This is a genomic window from Paenibacillus pasadenensis, assembly GCF_023715725.1.
Lineage (GTDB): Bacteria > Bacillota > Bacilli > Paenibacillales > Paenibacillaceae > Paenibacillus_O > Paenibacillus_O pasadenensis_A.
On the sequence record NZ_JAMBOT010000001.1, the window covers coordinates 1,114,702 to 1,129,909 of the forward strand.

General features: G+C 54.1%; 14 protein-coding genes and 1 tRNA gene. 3 read left to right on the forward strand and 12 right to left on the reverse strand.

What is annotated here, in order from left to right:
* Positions 1-13: 13 nt before the first annotated feature.
* The 4 genes from clpP to M3223_RS05175 all read right to left on the reverse strand — a co-directional run bounded on the left by clpP (position 14) and on the right by M3223_RS05175 (position 4,032).
* Positions 14-610, reverse strand: a complete 597-nt coding sequence (clpP, locus tag M3223_RS05160) for an ATP-dependent Clp endopeptidase proteolytic subunit ClpP (RefSeq protein ID WP_251559629.1) — start codon at positions 608-610, stop codon at positions 14-16.
* A gap of 229 nt (positions 611-839) precedes the next feature.
* Positions 840-2,141 carry a trigger factor gene (tig, locus tag M3223_RS05165; RefSeq protein WP_251559631.1) on the reverse strand — a complete coding sequence of 434 codons (1,302 nt, stop codon included), beginning with the start codon at positions 2,139-2,141 and terminating at the stop codon, positions 840-842.
* 99 nt (positions 2,142-2,240) lie between these two features.
* Positions 2,241-3,071, reverse strand: coding sequence for a hypothetical protein (locus M3223_RS05170; RefSeq protein ID WP_251559633.1), 831 nt, complete (start codon positions 3,069-3,071; stop codon positions 2,241-2,243).
* Between the two features lie 884 nt (positions 3,072-3,955).
* Positions 3,956-4,032: transfer RNA gene (locus M3223_RS05175), tRNA-Arg, on the reverse strand.
* A 221-nt stretch (positions 4,033-4,253) separates the two neighbouring features.
* Between M3223_RS05175 and M3223_RS05180 the strand changes: the two genes are divergently transcribed.
* Positions 4,254-4,676, forward strand: a complete 423-nt coding sequence (locus tag M3223_RS05180) for an EamA family transporter (RefSeq protein WP_251559635.1) — start codon at positions 4,254-4,256, stop codon at positions 4,674-4,676.
* 455 nt (positions 4,677-5,131) lie between these two features.
* On the opposite strand, the gene M3223_RS05185 is transcribed toward M3223_RS05180, so the two are convergent.
* The 3 genes from M3223_RS05185 to M3223_RS05195 all read right to left on the reverse strand — a co-directional run bounded on the left by M3223_RS05185 (position 5,132) and on the right by M3223_RS05195 (position 8,360).
* Positions 5,132-6,166 carry a FecCD family ABC transporter permease gene (locus M3223_RS05185; RefSeq protein ID WP_251559637.1) on the reverse strand — a complete coding sequence of 345 codons (1,035 nt, stop codon included), beginning with the start codon at positions 6,164-6,166 and terminating at the stop codon, positions 5,132-5,134.
* Positions 6,166-7,227, reverse strand: coding sequence for a FecCD family ABC transporter permease (locus tag M3223_RS05190; RefSeq protein ID WP_251559639.1), 1,062 nt, complete (start codon positions 7,225-7,227; stop codon positions 6,166-6,168). The genes M3223_RS05185 and M3223_RS05190 overlap by 1 nt, the downstream gene beginning before the upstream one ends.
* Positions 7,228-7,403: 176 nt before the next feature.
* A complete protein-coding gene (locus M3223_RS05195) occupies positions 7,404-8,360 on the reverse strand; it encodes a sugar-binding transcriptional regulator (RefSeq protein ID WP_251559833.1) in 957 nt (318 codons plus the stop codon).
* A 174-nt stretch (positions 8,361-8,534) separates the two neighbouring features.
* On the opposite strand from M3223_RS05195, the gene M3223_RS05200 reads away from it, so the two are divergent.
* Positions 8,535-9,467 carry a YihY/virulence factor BrkB family protein gene (locus M3223_RS05200; protein ID WP_251559641.1) on the forward strand — a complete coding sequence of 311 codons (933 nt, stop codon included), beginning with the start codon at positions 8,535-8,537 and terminating at the stop codon, positions 9,465-9,467.
* Between the two features lie 134 nt (positions 9,468-9,601).
* Here the strand turns inward: M3223_RS05200 and M3223_RS05205 are convergent, their stop codons facing one another.
* Together M3223_RS05205 and M3223_RS05210 are read right to left on the reverse strand one after the other, a co-directional pair.
* Positions 9,602-9,943, reverse strand: coding sequence for a hypothetical protein (locus tag M3223_RS05205; protein ID WP_251559643.1), 342 nt, complete (start codon positions 9,941-9,943; stop codon positions 9,602-9,604).
* Positions 9,940-10,287 carry a hypothetical protein gene (locus M3223_RS05210; RefSeq protein WP_251559645.1) on the reverse strand — a complete coding sequence of 116 codons (348 nt, stop codon included), beginning with the start codon at positions 10,285-10,287 and terminating at the stop codon, positions 9,940-9,942. The genes M3223_RS05205 and M3223_RS05210 overlap by 4 nt, the downstream gene beginning before the upstream one ends.
* Before the next feature lie 156 nt (positions 10,288-10,443).
* Here M3223_RS05210 and asnB point away from each other — a divergent pair, with 156 nt between their 5' ends.
* Positions 10,444-12,288: an asparagine synthase (glutamine-hydrolyzing) gene (asnB, locus tag M3223_RS05215; protein ID WP_251559647.1), complete on the forward strand. Its 1,845-nt coding sequence runs from the start codon at positions 10,444-10,446 to the stop codon at positions 12,286-12,288.
* Between the two features lie 203 nt (positions 12,289-12,491).
* On the opposite strand, the gene rdgB is transcribed toward asnB, so the two are convergent.
* The 3 genes from rdgB to M3223_RS05230 all read right to left on the reverse strand — a co-directional run bounded on the left by rdgB (position 12,492) and on the right by M3223_RS05230 (position 15,157).
* Positions 12,492-13,145, reverse strand: coding sequence for an RdgB/HAM1 family non-canonical purine NTP pyrophosphatase (rdgB, locus tag M3223_RS05220; protein WP_251559649.1), 654 nt, complete (start codon positions 13,143-13,145; stop codon positions 12,492-12,494).
* Positions 13,142-13,888, reverse strand: a complete 747-nt coding sequence (gene rph, locus M3223_RS05225; RefSeq protein WP_251559651.1) for a ribonuclease PH — start codon at positions 13,886-13,888, stop codon at positions 13,142-13,144. Before rph ends, rdgB begins: the two co-directional genes overlap by 4 nt.
* A gap of 192 nt (positions 13,889-14,080) precedes the next feature.
* Positions 14,081-15,157, reverse strand: coding sequence for a GerMN domain-containing protein (locus tag M3223_RS05230; RefSeq protein ID WP_251559653.1), 1,077 nt, complete (start codon positions 15,155-15,157; stop codon positions 14,081-14,083).
* Positions 15,158-15,208 lie beyond the last annotated feature (51 nt).

Here is a 15,208-nt window from a genome sequence, read left to right on the forward strand (position 1 = left end):
TTCAAGGAAGATGTTACAAAATACCCGCTTCCGGAACGCTGACAACCTTATCAATCAGCCCGTAAGCGAGAGCTTCGTCGGCGCTGAGGAAATTGTCGCGGTCGGTATCGCGTTCAATCTTCTCATACGGCTGGCCGGTGCGTTCGACGTAAATCTGGTTGAGCTTCTGCTTCGTCTTGATAATCCAATCCGCATGGATCTTGATGTCCGAGGCTTGGCCGCGGACGCCGCCGAGCGGCTGATGAATCATCACTTCGCTGTTAGGAAGCGAGAAACGTTTGCCCTTGGCGCCTGCCGTGAGCAGCAGGGAGCCCATGCTCGCCGCCATGCCGACACAGATCGTCGACACATCCGGTTTAATAAATTGCATTGTATCAAAGATACCCATACCCGCAGTTACCGAACCGCCGGGAGAGTTGATATACAGGTGAATATCTTTCTCCGGATCGTCGGCCGCCAGGAATAGCAGCTGGGCAATGATGGAATTCGCAACATCATCGTCGATTGCGCTGCCCAAGAAAATAATCCTGTCTTTGAGAAGACGGGAATAGATATCGTAAGAACGCTCACCGCGATTTGTTTGTTCGACTACGATCGGTACCAAATTCATGCGACCAACCTACTTTCCGCTTTGGAGTTCAGATACAACTTCATTCTAGCACGCCTGAGCGCCTCTGTCATTTTTGCCGGCTCGAGGCAGTCCGCGCTGTGTTCCATTCTTATGTAAGGGGACTCGTCCCCATTCCTGCAGAGCGCAGGTGCCGTTCATTATGTCGTTCCCAGTGGTAAAAATAAGGCACGTGCGAAGACGTGCCTTACGGAATTGCATAGAAGGCGACTTAAGCGACTTCCGATGCCACTTTGCTGTTGTCGGAAAGGAATTTGATCGTTTTGCGGAGCTTCAGATCTTCCTTCATGTTGTCCAGGTTGCCGTTGCGCTCAAAAATGTCGCGCAGCTCGGAAGCAGGACGGTTGTACATCTTGGAAAGGTTCTCCAGCTCTTCGTTTACTTCGTCCTCGGATACTTCGATGGACTCTTGTTTAGCGATCGCGTCAAGCACGAGGTTATTCAGAACACGCTTCTCAGCGTCGGAACGCATTTGGCCGCGCAGAGCAGCCTCGTCCTGGCCGGAGAACTGGAAGTACAGCTCCATGTTCAGACCTTGCTGTTTGATGCGGTTTTCGAAGTCGCGCAGCAGGAAATCTACCTCGGTGTTGATCATCGCTTCAGGAATTTCAACTTCAGCTTTAGCTGCAGCTGCGTCGACGAGAGCCGTTTCGCGGGCTTGCTCGTTTTCTTTATCCTTACGCTCTTTCAGCTTGGCGGACAGGTCTTGTTTGTACTCGTCCAGCGTGTCGAACTCGCTAACGTCTTTGGCGAACTCGTCGTCAAGAGCCGGCAGGTTTTTGCGCTTGATTTCATGCAGCTTCACTTTGAATACCGCTGGTTTGCCGGCAAGGTTTTCCGCATGGTACTCTTCCGGGAACGTAACTTCAACATCCTTGAAATCGCCTGTAGCCAGACCGATCAGCTGGTCTTCGAAGCCAGGGATGAAAGAGTTCGAACCAAGCTCCAGGGAATAACGCTCAGCTTGTCCGCCTTCAAAAGCTTCTCCGTCTACGAAGCCTTCAAAATCGATGACAACCGTGTCGCCTTTGTCCGCTGCGCCTTCTTCAACAACGACGAGCTCAGCATGACGCTGCTGCAGACGCTCCAGCTCAGCCGCCAGTTCCTCTTCGGAAACCTCGCTGTTTGCTGCTGGAATTTCAATGCCTTTGTACTCGCCGAGCTTTACTTCAGGCTTAACCGTTACTTTTGCTTTGAACTTGAACGATTGGCCTTTGCTGAATTGCTCTACGTCGATTTCAGGGCGGTCAACTGGCTCTACGCCCGTTTCCTTCAGTGCATCGGAGTAAGCCGTTGGCAGAAGGATGTCGATCGCATCTTGGTACAGGCTTTCCACGCCGAAGCGGGATTCAAAAATGGAGCGAGGCACTTTGCCTTTGCGGAAGCCAGGTACATTTACGCGGCCTACCACTTTTTTGAACGCTTGATCAATCGCGTCCTTAACTTGCTCTGCACTAACCTCAACGTCGATGGAAACGACGTTCGTTTCTATTTTCTCCCAAGTAGCTGTCATTTATGCTTTCCCCTCCAAAAAATAGGCGCCAAGCGCCGATTATCCACGTTGTAATAAACCATTCCATTATAATCAACTAGCCGCATGATTACAAGCCGCCTAGTGTTCTCCGTAACCTTCCTGCAAATCCGTAATTTGCCTCATGGAGCGGCTTGCCTGCTCGTAGCGGAAGCGGAGCTCATCGGTAATGCCGTATGTATGCCTAATTTCGTCCTCGTCGGCCGATCCGTACACGGCAAGCAGAAGAGTCTGATGCAGCGCCGCAGCATAACTGTCGACGACCGCTTCTTCCTCGCTCAGCATCCGGGTGTAAGCGGAGCTTCCGTACAAATACTGCAGACATTCCTTCCAGAGCTCGCGGGCAAAATGAGGCAGCGTCGGATCCATCGTCTCCGTCACGCTTTCCACCCGTTCAAGAATCCGGCGCACCGGCTCCGGGTAATCGTCCAGCTCAAGCGGAACCCGGTCAATCTCAAGCTCAGCCGTTTCGCCAAGCCTCTCAAGCCGCAGCGGGCCTGAATCGCCTCTCCGGCGCAGACATTGCAGCGCTTTGAACTGCACGACGGGATGCAGCGACTCTTGCTCCAGCCATTCCCGGATCGCCGTATCCACCTCGGGGCTCCGCAAATGGGCCGCCCTTTCCAGCGCAAGCAGCTGCTGATCCAGCATCGGATGGTTTTTCATTATGTACAATACCTGCTGCACGTAGGATTCATCCTGATTCGAGGGTGTCAATGCCGATTGGCGCAAATCGTCCTCGTCGGGATCATCCTCCTCTTCATCACCCTGGCTTCCGCTTTCGGGAAAGGCCATCTCCAGCCAGGCGAGCAGATTGCCCCACTCTTCATAATGCCGCTGATCCTCTCCCCGGCATTGAAGCAGAAACTGGAGCATGCGCTTGGCTTCTCCGTACTGCTCCGCTTCCAGCATTCGGGTCAGCTGCTCCTGATAAAGATCCAGCGTATTCGGAAACAGGTAAAGGTTGTCTTTTTCCCCGCGGGGAGAATCATTGGATGTCGTAATGCTACCACCGCCTCATCTTCTGTGACGACCTTATTTCACCAAAGTTGGCTACATTATAACACGAGCAAGTTAAAAGGAAAAATTACGGTTCCGGCCTGCGGCGCTGAAAAAAAGATTGTAGCTGCCGCTAATTGACTAATATACCTGATACGCGCTGAAGCCCGTACCAATCTATTGCTCTCACATATGTTGGTATAAATGCATCAGGAGGTGTTGGGATGGACTCAGCCATAATTCTTGTTTTATTCATTTTGCTAATCATTGTCGTGAGCCTCTTTTGTAGTCCGTTACTGAACAGGAACGGCGATTCATCAGAAATACAAGCTACTCGCGGCTTTAATATTTATAACGAAACAACATCGCTTATATTAATCTCCACGAGTCTCAAGGGAGACTTTGAACGGCCTGTCCCAGTAACGATTTACCCCAGTCAAAAACACTCGTTTGAAGTATTGTTACGAGTTACTCCATTTCCAACGACCAGTACTGCAATCGTGACCTTCGACGTAGTATCGGGCCCGTTGCCGGGAGATACCATTGGAACTCTAAGAGTTACAATGAAGGTCGAATTTACCTTGGACCCAACGCAAACAATCCAGGTTGAATCTTTCGGGAGCAAACCTTATAGGATTGATTCCGGCAGAACCTTTGTTACCGTCCATAACCTAAGAGCCGCCATTTAAATCGCTTAAACTGAGTGAAAAAAAGATTCAAAAAAGCCCGTAATTCCTTGATTAACAAGGGATTACAGGCTTTTTGGCATTTATTAAAATGGACATAATTATACGAACTGGCGTCCCGGAAGGGATTCGAACCCCCGACCGTGCGCTTAGAAGGCGCATGCTCTATCCGACTGAGCTACCGGGACATACATGCCGAACTGCGTCTAGAAAGTCCGCAGGCTCAAAAATGATACTTCCTGATACTACAGGAAAAACATTCATAAATCAAGTCTTTTCTTTGACGTTGACTAGCCTAATTAGACAGTCGTTTGACGAAGCAGAGTTATCGGAATCATCTCCGTCAATTAAGGTTAAACCATACTCAAATACCAAGCCCTTACTTCAGGGCTGAGGAGGTTCGTATAAAATGTGGCTTCCCTATGCGCTGCTTTCCGCTGTTTTTGCCGCACTGGTATCGATCTTCGGCAAAATCGGCCTCAAGGATCTTGACGCCAATTCCGCTACCGCCCTGCGGTCCGTCATTATGGCCCTGTTTCTTCTGGCTGTCATCGCCGTACAGGGAAAATTCGGCCAAATGGGTGACATTTTAGCCCAGCGCAAAGCTCTAGCCTTTATCGCAATGAGCGGAACGGCCGGCGCGTTATCGTGGCTGTTTTATTTTCTTGCGCTTAAGGTCGGTACCGTCTCTCAGGTTGGTCCCATCGACAAGCTGAGCGTTGTGTTCGCTATTGCGCTGGCCTTCCTGTTTCTTGGCGAAAAGATTACGCTTTGGAACGGCATCGGCGTTGTCATGATTGCCGCAGGAGCGATTCTTACTTCGCTAAAATAACAAATAGGCCTTCTGAGGTGTTGTGACCCAGAAGGCCTAAACTTTAGCCGCTGCTGATGCAGCGGAAAAGTTCAATTAAAGTTACGGTTTCACTTGCGGCTAGCATCTCGGAATTTTGGGCCCTCCCCGAGATCTAACGAAACTGAGAGGCGTTATTGCCACAGATTAGGACGATTCTAAGATCTAACGCAACTATGAAGCGTTATTTGCAGAATATGCGGGTCTTTTCGCCTAGAAAGGACCGGATAAGGCATCTCAATTGCGTTAAATTCTACATACGACGATATTTAGCCCAATAAGCCTGCTCAGTTGCGTTAGGCATACTGTTGATCGACCGCCAGCGTGCAGCGAAACACCGCGTGTTTGGAACTGTAAGCCGCATCCGGCGCGCAAAAGCTCCCGTAATATCATCCCATGCTCAAATTCAGATCAGCCGAGAGTCGGTTTAAGTATCGTTAGGCGCGTGAGCGAGCCATCAGGTACAGGAAATACGGCGCGCCAATAACGGCGACCACGATGCCGGTCGGAATTTCCGACGCCGTTGGCATCGCCCGGCTTATCGTGTCGGCAATGAGCAGGAGCAAAGCGCCGCACAGCGCCGATGTCGGCAGCAGCGCGCTATGGCGCGGCCCGACAAGGCGGCGGGCGATATGCGGCCCGATCAGCCCGACAAAGCCGATCCCGCCGCTGACTGCGACGCAAGCGCCGGCGAGCCCGGCTGCAACGAGCAGCAAACGGGTACGGTCCTTGCTGACCGGCGCTCCGAGACCGCTCGCAGTCTGCTCGCCAAGGCCGAACACGTCCAGCGTGCGCGCCTTCAGCATGATGTAAGCGCCGAACGCAATTAGCCAAGGCAGCAGCGCAAGCACAAACGTCCAGGTGCTGCCCCAGATGCTGCCCGCCATCCAGGTGGCGACGAACTGGTACTTCTCCGGGCTGATGCGCAGCATGAGCACGATAGTTGCAGAGCTGATTGCAGCCGCGATAGCGATACCCGTCAAAATAAGCCGCGACGGCAAAATGCCCTCGCCGCGTTTATAAGCCATACCAAATATAACAAGCGCGGTCAGACAGGCGCCGAGCAGCGCCAAAACCGGCAGCGCAAACACCGGAGCCGCGTCCGTGGACGGATAAAAGGCGACAAACATCAGGACGACAAGACCCGACCCCGCATTAATGCCGAGGATGCCCGGATCTGCCAGCCCGTTCCGGGAAATACCCTGCAGCACACAGCCGGACAAAGCAAGCCCCGCCCCGACAAGCAGCGCGATTGAGATTCGCGGAAGGCGGAATTCAAACAGCACAAGCTTCTCTTTATCGGTGCCGTTTCCAAACAGCGTGTTGAGTACTGTGCCCGGAGACATGCGGAAAGAACCCGCGTTCATGCTAAGCAGGAATGCGGCAACGATAAGCACGCCGAGAATTCCCAGCATGAAAAAAACTTTGCTTCTGCGGCGGCGTTCCGCCTGAAGAACCGTATCAGCGTTCATTACAGCTCCCTCCTTTCACGGCGCGCCAAATAGAGGAAAAACGGCACGCCGATGAGAGCGATCAAAGCGCCGATTGGAGATTCATATGGCGGATCGATCATTCTCGCGCCTATATCCGCCAGAACAATCAGCAGAGCGCCGAGCACCGCTGAGCAAGGAATAATAAACCGGTAATCAACGCCGACCAGATAACGGGTTACATGCGGAATGAGCAAGCCGACAAACGCGACTGCTCCTACCGCTGAAACAGCCGTTCCGGCCAGCACCAGCACGAGCAGCAGCGCAAACATCCGGGTCCGGCCGATGTTCAGGCCGAGTCCCGACGCCACTTCTTCCCCAAGGCTCAGCAGCGTAATCGAACGGGATAACATCATCGATAAGACGAGCGCAACGGCTGTCCATGGAAGTATGGCATCGAGCTGCGTCCATTTGGTGCCGGCCAGTCCGCCCGCATACCAGAAGGCCAGGTCTTGTCCGATCCGGAAATACAGCGCAACCCCTTCGCTGAGCGCCGTGAACAGAGCGGACACCGCCGCTCCGGCCAGCACGAGCCGAACCGGCGTTAAGCCGCCTTTCGACAAAGAACCGATGCCGTATACGATTCCGGCCGCGACGCCGGCGCCGACAAAACACCATACGATAATGACGAGATAAGGCGTTCCCGGAGCGAAGGCAAAACAAAGAGCCAACGCCAGCGCAGCCCCCGAGTTCAAGCCTAACAGCCCGGAATCGGCCAGAGGATTGCGAGTCATGCCCTGCATCAACGCGCCTGCTACGGCAAAACATGCTCCTGTAAGCGCACCTGCCAATGCTCTTGGCATGCGCAGCTCATGGATGATCAAATGCTCCTGCAAATCCGCGTTGTAGTGGAATACAGCATTCCATACTGTAGCCAGCGAAATATCCGCCGCGCCAAATGCAATGGACAGCGCCAAGGCAAAAGCTAGCGCCGCCAAACCTGCTACGAGGACGACAGCTGCCGCCGCAGGTCTGGATTTGACCGCTGGCGCGCTCTTACGAGCGGGACCGGCTTGTAAATCTGAAGATGAAGTTGCACTCATAAGATCAAATCCCCGTTTCAATTGAAAAAGATTCTCATTATCAAGCAATTATAATGGATTCATCTCAAAAAGAATATCCCTTTGCAAACTTAAGCTCTAAAATAGTTAACGAAAAACGCCAATCCGCTGGGCAAACTCGCGAATTGGCGCTGGCAGTAAAATGAGAATTCATTTCTCTAACAGACAACAGCCTTCTCTTGCTCAAGCAAGTATCGGGCGGTAAACGTATCGGTGACGATCGTTTTGGGATAACCGCCGCGCACAGCAGCATGAACCGCTTCTGCTTTGCCGATGCCGCCAGCCACAAGCACCGCGTACTCCTTGCTGCGAAGCTCCTCCAGCTCGATGCCGATAGTGCGAGCATCCAGCTCCTTGGCGCAAACGTCGCCGTTGATATCAATAAAACGAGAGCATATATCGCCTTTTCCCACCTGGTTGACCACTTCCAGCTCCGCCTGGGTTAAATAGTTGGCCCGGACAAGTACGGAATCCGCGGTTGGCACGCCTACGGTAAACATCGCAATGTTCGCTTTACGGCCAATCTCAAGTATTTTGGAAATGTGCCGATCGGCTTCGATAGCTTGTTTCACAAGCGGCTGATCCACAATGGCAGGGAGCGGCAGCAAATACGGCGTTGTGTTGAAGGCTCCGCCAATCATATGCATAATTTCCGAGGCATGCGTGTTCGTTTCGGAATAGCTGAGTCCCCCGTTCAGCTGCACTACTTTTACATCGCGCACATTCTTGATTTGCAGCCGCTGGGCAATTTCGAACAGCGTTGTTCCCCAGGTCACGGCAATCGTATCTCCGTCGCGGACAATATCGTACAAGTATTGAGCGGCCGCTTCCCCAATATACTTTTTAACAACGTTGTCGTCATTGGACGGCGTGCTAACAACGATCGCCTTGTCCAGCCCGAATTGACGCTCCAGCTGCCTGCACACAAGATCATTGTTTTCAAGCGGGTCATTAATGGTAATTTGCACGATGCCGTCCGCTTTGGCCTGCTGCAGAAATCTTGAAACGGTGGGCCGCGATACTCCAAGCTTTTTGGCAATATCTTGCTGACTGTAATCCATTTGATAGTAAAGTCTAGCCGCTTCTACAATTTTCTCCAGCTTTTCTGACATGATCCCACTCCATATCCGTCCGCTTCTGGATTTATGGATAAATTATAAAATCCTTTAGTGCCGAAAAGCAATGAAAATTCCAAACTGCGTCCGAAAACCTGCCACGAATGACGTTTTTAGACGATGGCTCCAGGGTAATGCAGTTCATACAAACGATTTCGCAAGGAGGGATCTCCGATGCCATCCAAATCTTCATTTGTTAGCAGAGCATTTACGTTTGGCAAAAATATGTTTGCTCGTTTCCGGGACGACGATGTCCCCGCTTTGGGAGCGCAGCTTACTTATTATTTGCTGCTGTCGTTTTTTCCATTTTTAATCTTTCTCGTCAGCCTGCTCGGCTATTTGAACTTAAACGGGGACGATCTAATCAGCGAGTTCATGCGTTTGCTGCCTGAGGACGGCGGCACAACGGTACGCACCATTTTGAGCGAGGTTACGGTAAGCAGCAGCGGCGCCCTGCTGTCCATCGGTATGATCGGTACCATCTGGGCTGCCTCCAACGGCATCAACGCCATTATTAAAGGAATCAATAAAGCCTACGGCGAAGAAGAGAGCCGTCCTTTCTGGAAGGTTCGCGGAATAGCGCTAATTGCCACTCTTGTGCTGGCCGTTGTCATTATTCTCGTAGTGGCGCTGCTTGTTTTTGGCCGAGTCATCGGCGAATATCTGTTCCAAACGTTAGACTATCCTGCCGGGTTTGAGCCCGTCTGGGCGATTGTCAGTTATTTGCTGCCTTTCGTGGCGATGATTCTGGTGTTCACGCTGCTTTACTGGATTACGCCAAATTGCAGGTTGAACTTTCGCGAGGTGCTTCCCGGCGCATGTTTTGCAACGGTAGGCTGGATCGCTACCTCGATTCTGTTCTCGATGTACGTCAGCCAGTTCGGCAACTACACAAAAACGTACGGCAGCCTTGGCGGCGTTATCGTTTTATTGATATGGCTGTACTTAAGCTCAATCATTATCGTGCTTGGCGGCGAGATTAACGCAGCGCTTCGTTTCGGAGCGGCAGGCTTCCATAACGGCCCTCCTGCACAAAAGATCAGCTTCAGTTCGCTTCGCAAGCCAGACGGCCGCAGCGCCGGCAAAGACAAACGTGTTCCGCTATAAAAATAGTGAAAAACGTCCGCTGCTTAAAGCTGACGCTCAAGCATCCGCTTCTAGCGCTGCGCCAGCAACCCGCCGGTTCCGACCGGCGGGTTGTTTTGGGTCTGCCGCAGACTGCACCGGCGATGCCAAGCTGTTCAGCCGAGCAGTCTTTTCAAATCGTCGCGGACATGACCGCTTGAGAGCACCTGCTGCTTGAACGTTTCGCGGCGGCTCCAATCGGTTTTGAGCGCTTCATTTTCAAACCACTGCATGGTAATGTCCTCGTACGCCGTGTGCATGCTGTTGTCGAACCAGTCCGTCAGCAAATCCGCATCGCTCCGTACGACCGAAACCATATCATACTCCTCGTCTTCCGCCAGCCTGAAGTAGACCAGCACCTGCTCACACTGCGGATCGTCAGTCTGCACCTGTACCTCTCCGCACGGCATCCCTTCCTTATCCACTGTTCCGCTGACATGGGCCTCAATTACGTTCATCCCTGCAGCCCTCCGAGGTCCAGCTTCATGCTTGTAATATGCTGTTTCGTCTCTTCCGTGCCCAGCCGGTTGATCAAGGCATAAATTTGTTTAAGAATGCCTTCATAACCGCGGTTAATCTCTTCCAGGCTGGCGGAGCCGTACGGGCTGCTGTGAAAATGAGCCATTTGCGCCTCGTCCATGCTGGACAGCTCGGCAAACAATGCCTTGAGCCCGTCCTTTTCCTCCTCGGTTGCCTCGATGACGAGCTCGTACGCCGCCGCTTCGGAGTCTTCCAGCACCTGTCCGGCGCCAACTGCTACGTAATAACGCTTACGCTGTCCTTCCTGATCATGGTGATTCATTACTTGTCCAGCTCCTTTCCTGTTTTTGCCGCCTTCATTCGTCAATTCCCCCGTAGTTTCTCCCCGTGGACAGACATGTTATGCCCTTATTTCGCATATTCATGGTCATATGTCGCATTGCGCCGCAAGCTTACGAACAAGAGAGGAATGAACCCCATGTGCGGATTCACCGGATGGATCGATTGGACACGCGACCTTACCTTGCACAGCGAGGATCTTGAAAAAATGACCGCCACCCTTGCGCTCCGGGGACCCGACGCTTCAGGAACATGGATCTCGGGCTCCTGCGCCCTCGGCCACCGGCGTCTGTCGGTCATGGACCCCGAAAACGGCGCCCAGCCGATGATACGGAGCCAGGACGGCCATAAATTTGTCATTGTCTACAACGGGGAACTTTATAACGCGCCGGAGCTGAAGCGGGAATTGGAGAGCAGAGGGCGCATGTTTACGACGACTTGCGACACCGAGGTGCTGTTAACCGCCTATATGGAATGGGGACCTGCCGCCGTCGAAAAATTCAACGGCATCTTTGCTTTTGCTATCTGGGACGATCAAGAGCAAAAGCTTTTTCTCGCGCGCGACCGCGTCGGCGTTAAACCGCTGTTCGTCAGCCATGCGGGCGGTCAATTTATTTTCGGCTCGGAACCAAAAGCGCTGCTGGCCCATCCGGCGGTCACGACAGATGTCGGTGCGGAAGGAATTGCGGAGATTTTCATCGTCGGTCCCGCCCGTACTCCGGGAGTCGGCGTTTACAAGGACCTGACCGAGCTGCTGCCCGGCAAATGCATGACGATCGACCGTAGCGGCGCACGCACGCATACGTACTGGGAGCTGCGCAGCTGGGAGCATGAGCATGATATCCCCCAAACGGCGGCGCGTGTCGGCGAACTGCTGCGCGATACGGTTGAGCGCCAGCTCGCCTCCGATGTGCCGATTGGCACGCTTCTGTCAGGCGGCCTTGATTCCAGCGCGCTTACCGCGCTGGCTGTCGATTTTTACAACCGCTACGGAGCGAGCTCGCTGGATACGTTCTCCGTCGATTATGTTGATAACGATATCCACTTCAAGTCCCATGCGTTTCAGCCGAATGCCGACGCCCCTTGGATTCGCAAAATGGTCGACTACCTCGGAACCGTCCAGCACGATGTGAAGTTTGATACGCCCGAGCTCGTTGCCGCACTGGACGACGCTCTGACCGCTCGCGATTTGCCCGGCATGGCTGACGTCGACGCCTCGCTGCTGTTATTTTGCCGGGAAATCAAAAAAAGCGTCACTGTCGCCATATCCGGCGAAGCGGCGGATGAAGTGTTCGGCGGATATCCTTGGTTTCACCGTGAAGAGTCGCTCAATGCCAGCACCTTTCCGTGGGCGCTCGCTTCCGGGATGCGGTCGGAGCTGCTGTCGCCGGAAATGCGGGAATGGACCAAACCGCTCGATTACATCGGAGACCGATACAGCGAAGCGGTCGCTGCTGTGCCTCACTTAAGCGGGGAAAATGAAGCTCAGCGCAAGATGCGCACAATGTCTTATTTGAACATTACCCGTTTCATGCCAACGCTGCTCGACCGCAAGGACCGGATGAGCATGGGCGCAGGGCTGGAGGTCCGCGTGCCGTTCTGCGATCATCGGCTAATTGAATATGTGTTCAATATTCCGTGGGAGATCAAAACTTCGGGCGACCGCGAGAAAGGCATTCTTCGCCAGTCGCTGCGGGGCTCTTTGCCCGACGAGGTGCTTTTCCGCAAAAAAAGCCCGTATCCCAAAACGCATAATCCGAACTATTTAAACGCAGTGCGCTCCAAGCTGCTGGATGTGCTGAACGACTCCAGCTCGCCGATCCTGCCGCTGATCGATGCCGGTAAAGTCCGTGAAATTGCGGAATCCGACGCCGCCAGCTCCAACATTCCATGGTTCGGCCAGCTGATGAGCGGACCGCAGCTGTTCGCTTATCTGTATCAGGTGAACCGCTGGCTGGTGCAGTACAACGTTTCGGTTAAATAGAGGATTTTAAATACAGAATAAAAAGCCATAGCGCCGCCGCTATGGCTTTTCGTGTTCTGTTGCGCTCAACACATGAAGCATGATGGACAAAAGAAAAGGCCGCCCCTCGTCGTCTGACGACGGCTTTTACAGGACGGCCATAGGATTAACTCGGCTTGAGACATGTTTAATGCAGCATGCCCGGCGCGCGTTCGAGCCGCGTCCTACAAGCGCACGCCGGATTGCTCCAGCTTGCCTAGCAGCTGCCGCAGCGCCTCGCCGCGATGGCTGATTTGCTGTTTTTCCTCCACGCTCAGCTCAGCCGCGCTGCGCCTTTTTCCGGGAATCCACAGCAGCGGATCATAACCGAAGCCGTGTTCGCCGCGCGGATGCTCCAGAATATAACCTTCCAGCGCTCCCTCGCTCTCGATAAAATCGTCCTGCTCCGGCATGTAGAGCGCAAGCGCACACCAGAACCGGGCCGAGCTCAGCAGCCGTTCGCCGTCCGGGCGCTCTGCGGCTCCGCTTGCAGCCTCCGCGCCGGCAGCGGCCAGCTCCTGCAGCAGCTTGGCGTTGTTGGCGGCATCCGTAGCTCCGGGACCGGAATAACGGGCGGAATAGATGCCTGGCTCACCGCCTAGCGCATCCACGATGAGGCCGGAATCGTCGGCCAGAACCGGGGCGTTCAGCAGCCGTCCGAGCGTACCCGCCTTGATGCGGGCGTTGGCAGCGAAGCTGTCTCCGTCCTCCACGATGTCCGGCACGTCGGGATAATCCTTCAGGCTGCGCACCTGGAGGCCGAGCTTGGCGAAGGCATGGGTGAACTCTTTTACTTTTCCAGCATTGCCGGTAGCGACGACGACATAACCCCCGCTCATGCCCGTACCGTTCCGATGCGCGTTCCGGCAGCGCCGAGCGCTTCTTGTTGAATGGCGATCAGATCACGGATGCCCTTTTCTCCAAGCTCAAGCAAAGCGTTGAGCTCCTCGCGGGAGAATGGCTCGTCCTCTCCGGTTCCCTGCAGTTCAACAAACTTGCCGTTCCCGGTCATGACCAGGTTCATATCCACTTTTGCGCGCGAATCCTCTTCGTAATGCAGATCGAGACGCGGCTCACCGTCAATGACGCCAACGCTCGTCGAGGCGAGGTAGTCGGTCAGCGGGTAGACCGGGAAGTTGACGGTTTTGGCCAGCTTGTCAATCGCTAAAGCCAGTGCGACGAAGCTGCCGGTAATCGCCGTTGTGCGGGTGCCGCCGTCGGCTTGAAGCACGTCGCAATCAAGCGTGAGCGTGCGCTCGCCGAGCGCCTGCAGATTCACAACCGAACGGAGCGCGCGTCCGATTAACCGCTGAATTTCCATCGTGCGGCCGTTTATTTTGCCCCGATGCGATTCGCGCTGATTGCGAGTATGCGTCGCACGCGGCAGCATGGAATACTCCGCCGTAACCCAGCCCTTGCCCTGTCCCTTCATGAAAGGCGGAACCCGCTCCTCCAGCGTTGCGGTGCAAAGCACCCGGGTATCTCCGGCCTCAATCAGCACCGAACCCTCTGCATATTTGTTCACATTTACCGTGATATGTACCGGCCTTAGCTGGCCCGGCTCCCGTCCATCCGATCTCATTCTGGTCGTACTCCTCCTTCAATACATGACTGCAATAGCCCTCATTGTAGCAGACCGCAGCTGGAAAATCACGCTGGCGGCGGTCCCGGCAAAAGGCTCAGGCACTCCAAACAAAAACCGCCCTCTTCGGCGGTTAACGCTCGAAGAGGACGGTCTTGGTTAAACATTTTCCTGGGAAGCGAATTGGAGATGTTAGGATTTAAATGCGTTCAGCTGCTCTGGGCGGGTCACCGGGTTCGCGTAGGAGAAATCCAGCTCATCCTTGAAGTCGGATTGTCCGTTCAGCTTAATCTGTACCTGTTCGACGCCAGCATTTTCGGTCAATGAAAGCACGACGGCGCGCATCATTTCGGATGGAGCGATGTCGCCCTTTTTGTATCCCTCGTCCACCAGATCCAGCGTGAGGCTGCTTTTTTCTGTGTCCGCCGTCACTTTGCTGACGTCGAAATTATCTAGCCAGACCGGAACAAGGTTGCTCTCTTCCAGCGGCCCTTTTGCCAGCTGGTCCAGTACGGCAGTCAGCTTGTCGCTTGTGCGCGGCACGAGACGAGTGACCGGCACGAAGTACGGATCGCCTACTTCCGTTTTACTGGAGAAATAGAGCGTTACCGGAGTAGAAAGGCTGTAGTCGACTCCTGCTTCCGCCTCCACGTTAATGCCCATGGAACGGGTCAAAGCACGGTCAAGCGGATATTGCCCCTGCGGCATTTCAGGCAGCTTTTGCCCTTCCTCCCACAGCTCGACGCTTTGAATGCCCTCCATTCCCGTCAACGTATAGGTAATCGCCTCCAGCATGCCGCGCTCGTCCTGCTCGTTATAATCGTTTAAATGACTGGAGAAGTCCACCTTTGCCAGCTTTGTTTCGGTATTAACCTCTACATTCAGAATTTCGGTGCCTTTTGGCAGCACTGCGGAAAATCCGGCAGGCAGCAGCTTGGCATAGGCGCCGCCATCAACGAGCAGCTCCAGTGCTTGAGCTTCCGGGCGCAGCTTGCTGTCAAGCTTCGCCTGGATTGTAACAGGAGCCAGATATCCCTCCGCATCCTTTAAATACACGGTAAGGCCTGTGCCTTGTCCCGCTTCCACACCGGTTCCCGCCGTTGCCGAGCCGTCTTGGCCGGTTTCCAGCGAGCCGTTCACGCCCTGCGGCGGATCGATCTCTTTGCTTTCGGATGGAGAGAACCAGCCGCAGCCGGCGATGACGACCGGCAATGTAAGGGCGCCAGTCAAAGCTGCCCTGCGAATCCATTTGTAGCGCTGCTTTTTCATTTCCTATATCCTCCCTTGGTTACCGGCCGCGTTTGTGCCGCCTGGTGGTAC

Coding starts and splice junctions, on each gene's coding strand:
- M3223_RS05170 (WP_251559633.1), bottom strand. CDS start 3,071: ATGCTGGAAGCGGAGCAGTACGGAGAAGCCAAGCGCATGCTCCAGTTT.
- rdgB (WP_251559649.1), bottom strand. CDS start 13,145: ATGAGCGGGGGTTATGTCGTCGTCGCTACCGGCAATGCTGGAAAAGTA.
- tig (WP_251559631.1), bottom strand. CDS start 2,141: ATGACAGCTACTTGGGAGAAAATAGAAACGAACGTCGTTTCCATCGAC.
- M3223_RS05210 (WP_251559645.1), bottom strand. CDS start 10,287: ATGAATCACCATGATCAGGAAGGACAGCGTAAGCGTTATTACGTAGCA.
- asnB (WP_251559647.1), top strand. CDS start 10,444: ATGTGCGGATTCACCGGATGGATCGATTGGACACGCGACCTTACCTTG.
- M3223_RS05205 (WP_251559643.1), bottom strand. CDS start 9,943: ATGAACGTAATTGAGGCCCATGTCAGCGGAACAGTGGATAAGGAAGGG.
- clpP (WP_251559629.1), bottom strand. CDS start 610: ATGAATTTGGTACCGATCGTAGTCGAACAAACAAATCGCGGTGAGCGT.
- rph (WP_251559651.1), bottom strand. CDS start 13,888: ATGAGATCGGATGGACGGGAGCCGGGCCAGCTAAGGCCGGTACATATC.
- M3223_RS05230 (WP_251559653.1), bottom strand. CDS start 15,157: ATGAAAAAGCAGCGCTACAAATGGATTCGCAGGGCAGCTTTGACTGGC.
- M3223_RS05190 (WP_251559639.1), bottom strand. CDS start 7,227: ATGAGTGCAACTTCATCTTCAGATTTACAAGCCGGTCCCGCTCGTAAG.
- M3223_RS05180 (WP_251559635.1), top strand. CDS start 4,254: ATGTGGCTTCCCTATGCGCTGCTTTCCGCTGTTTTTGCCGCACTGGTA.
- M3223_RS05200 (WP_251559641.1), top strand. CDS start 8,535: ATGCCATCCAAATCTTCATTTGTTAGCAGAGCATTTACGTTTGGCAAA.
- M3223_RS05185 (WP_251559637.1), bottom strand. CDS start 6,166: ATGAACGCTGATACGGTTCTTCAGGCGGAACGCCGCCGCAGAAGCAAA.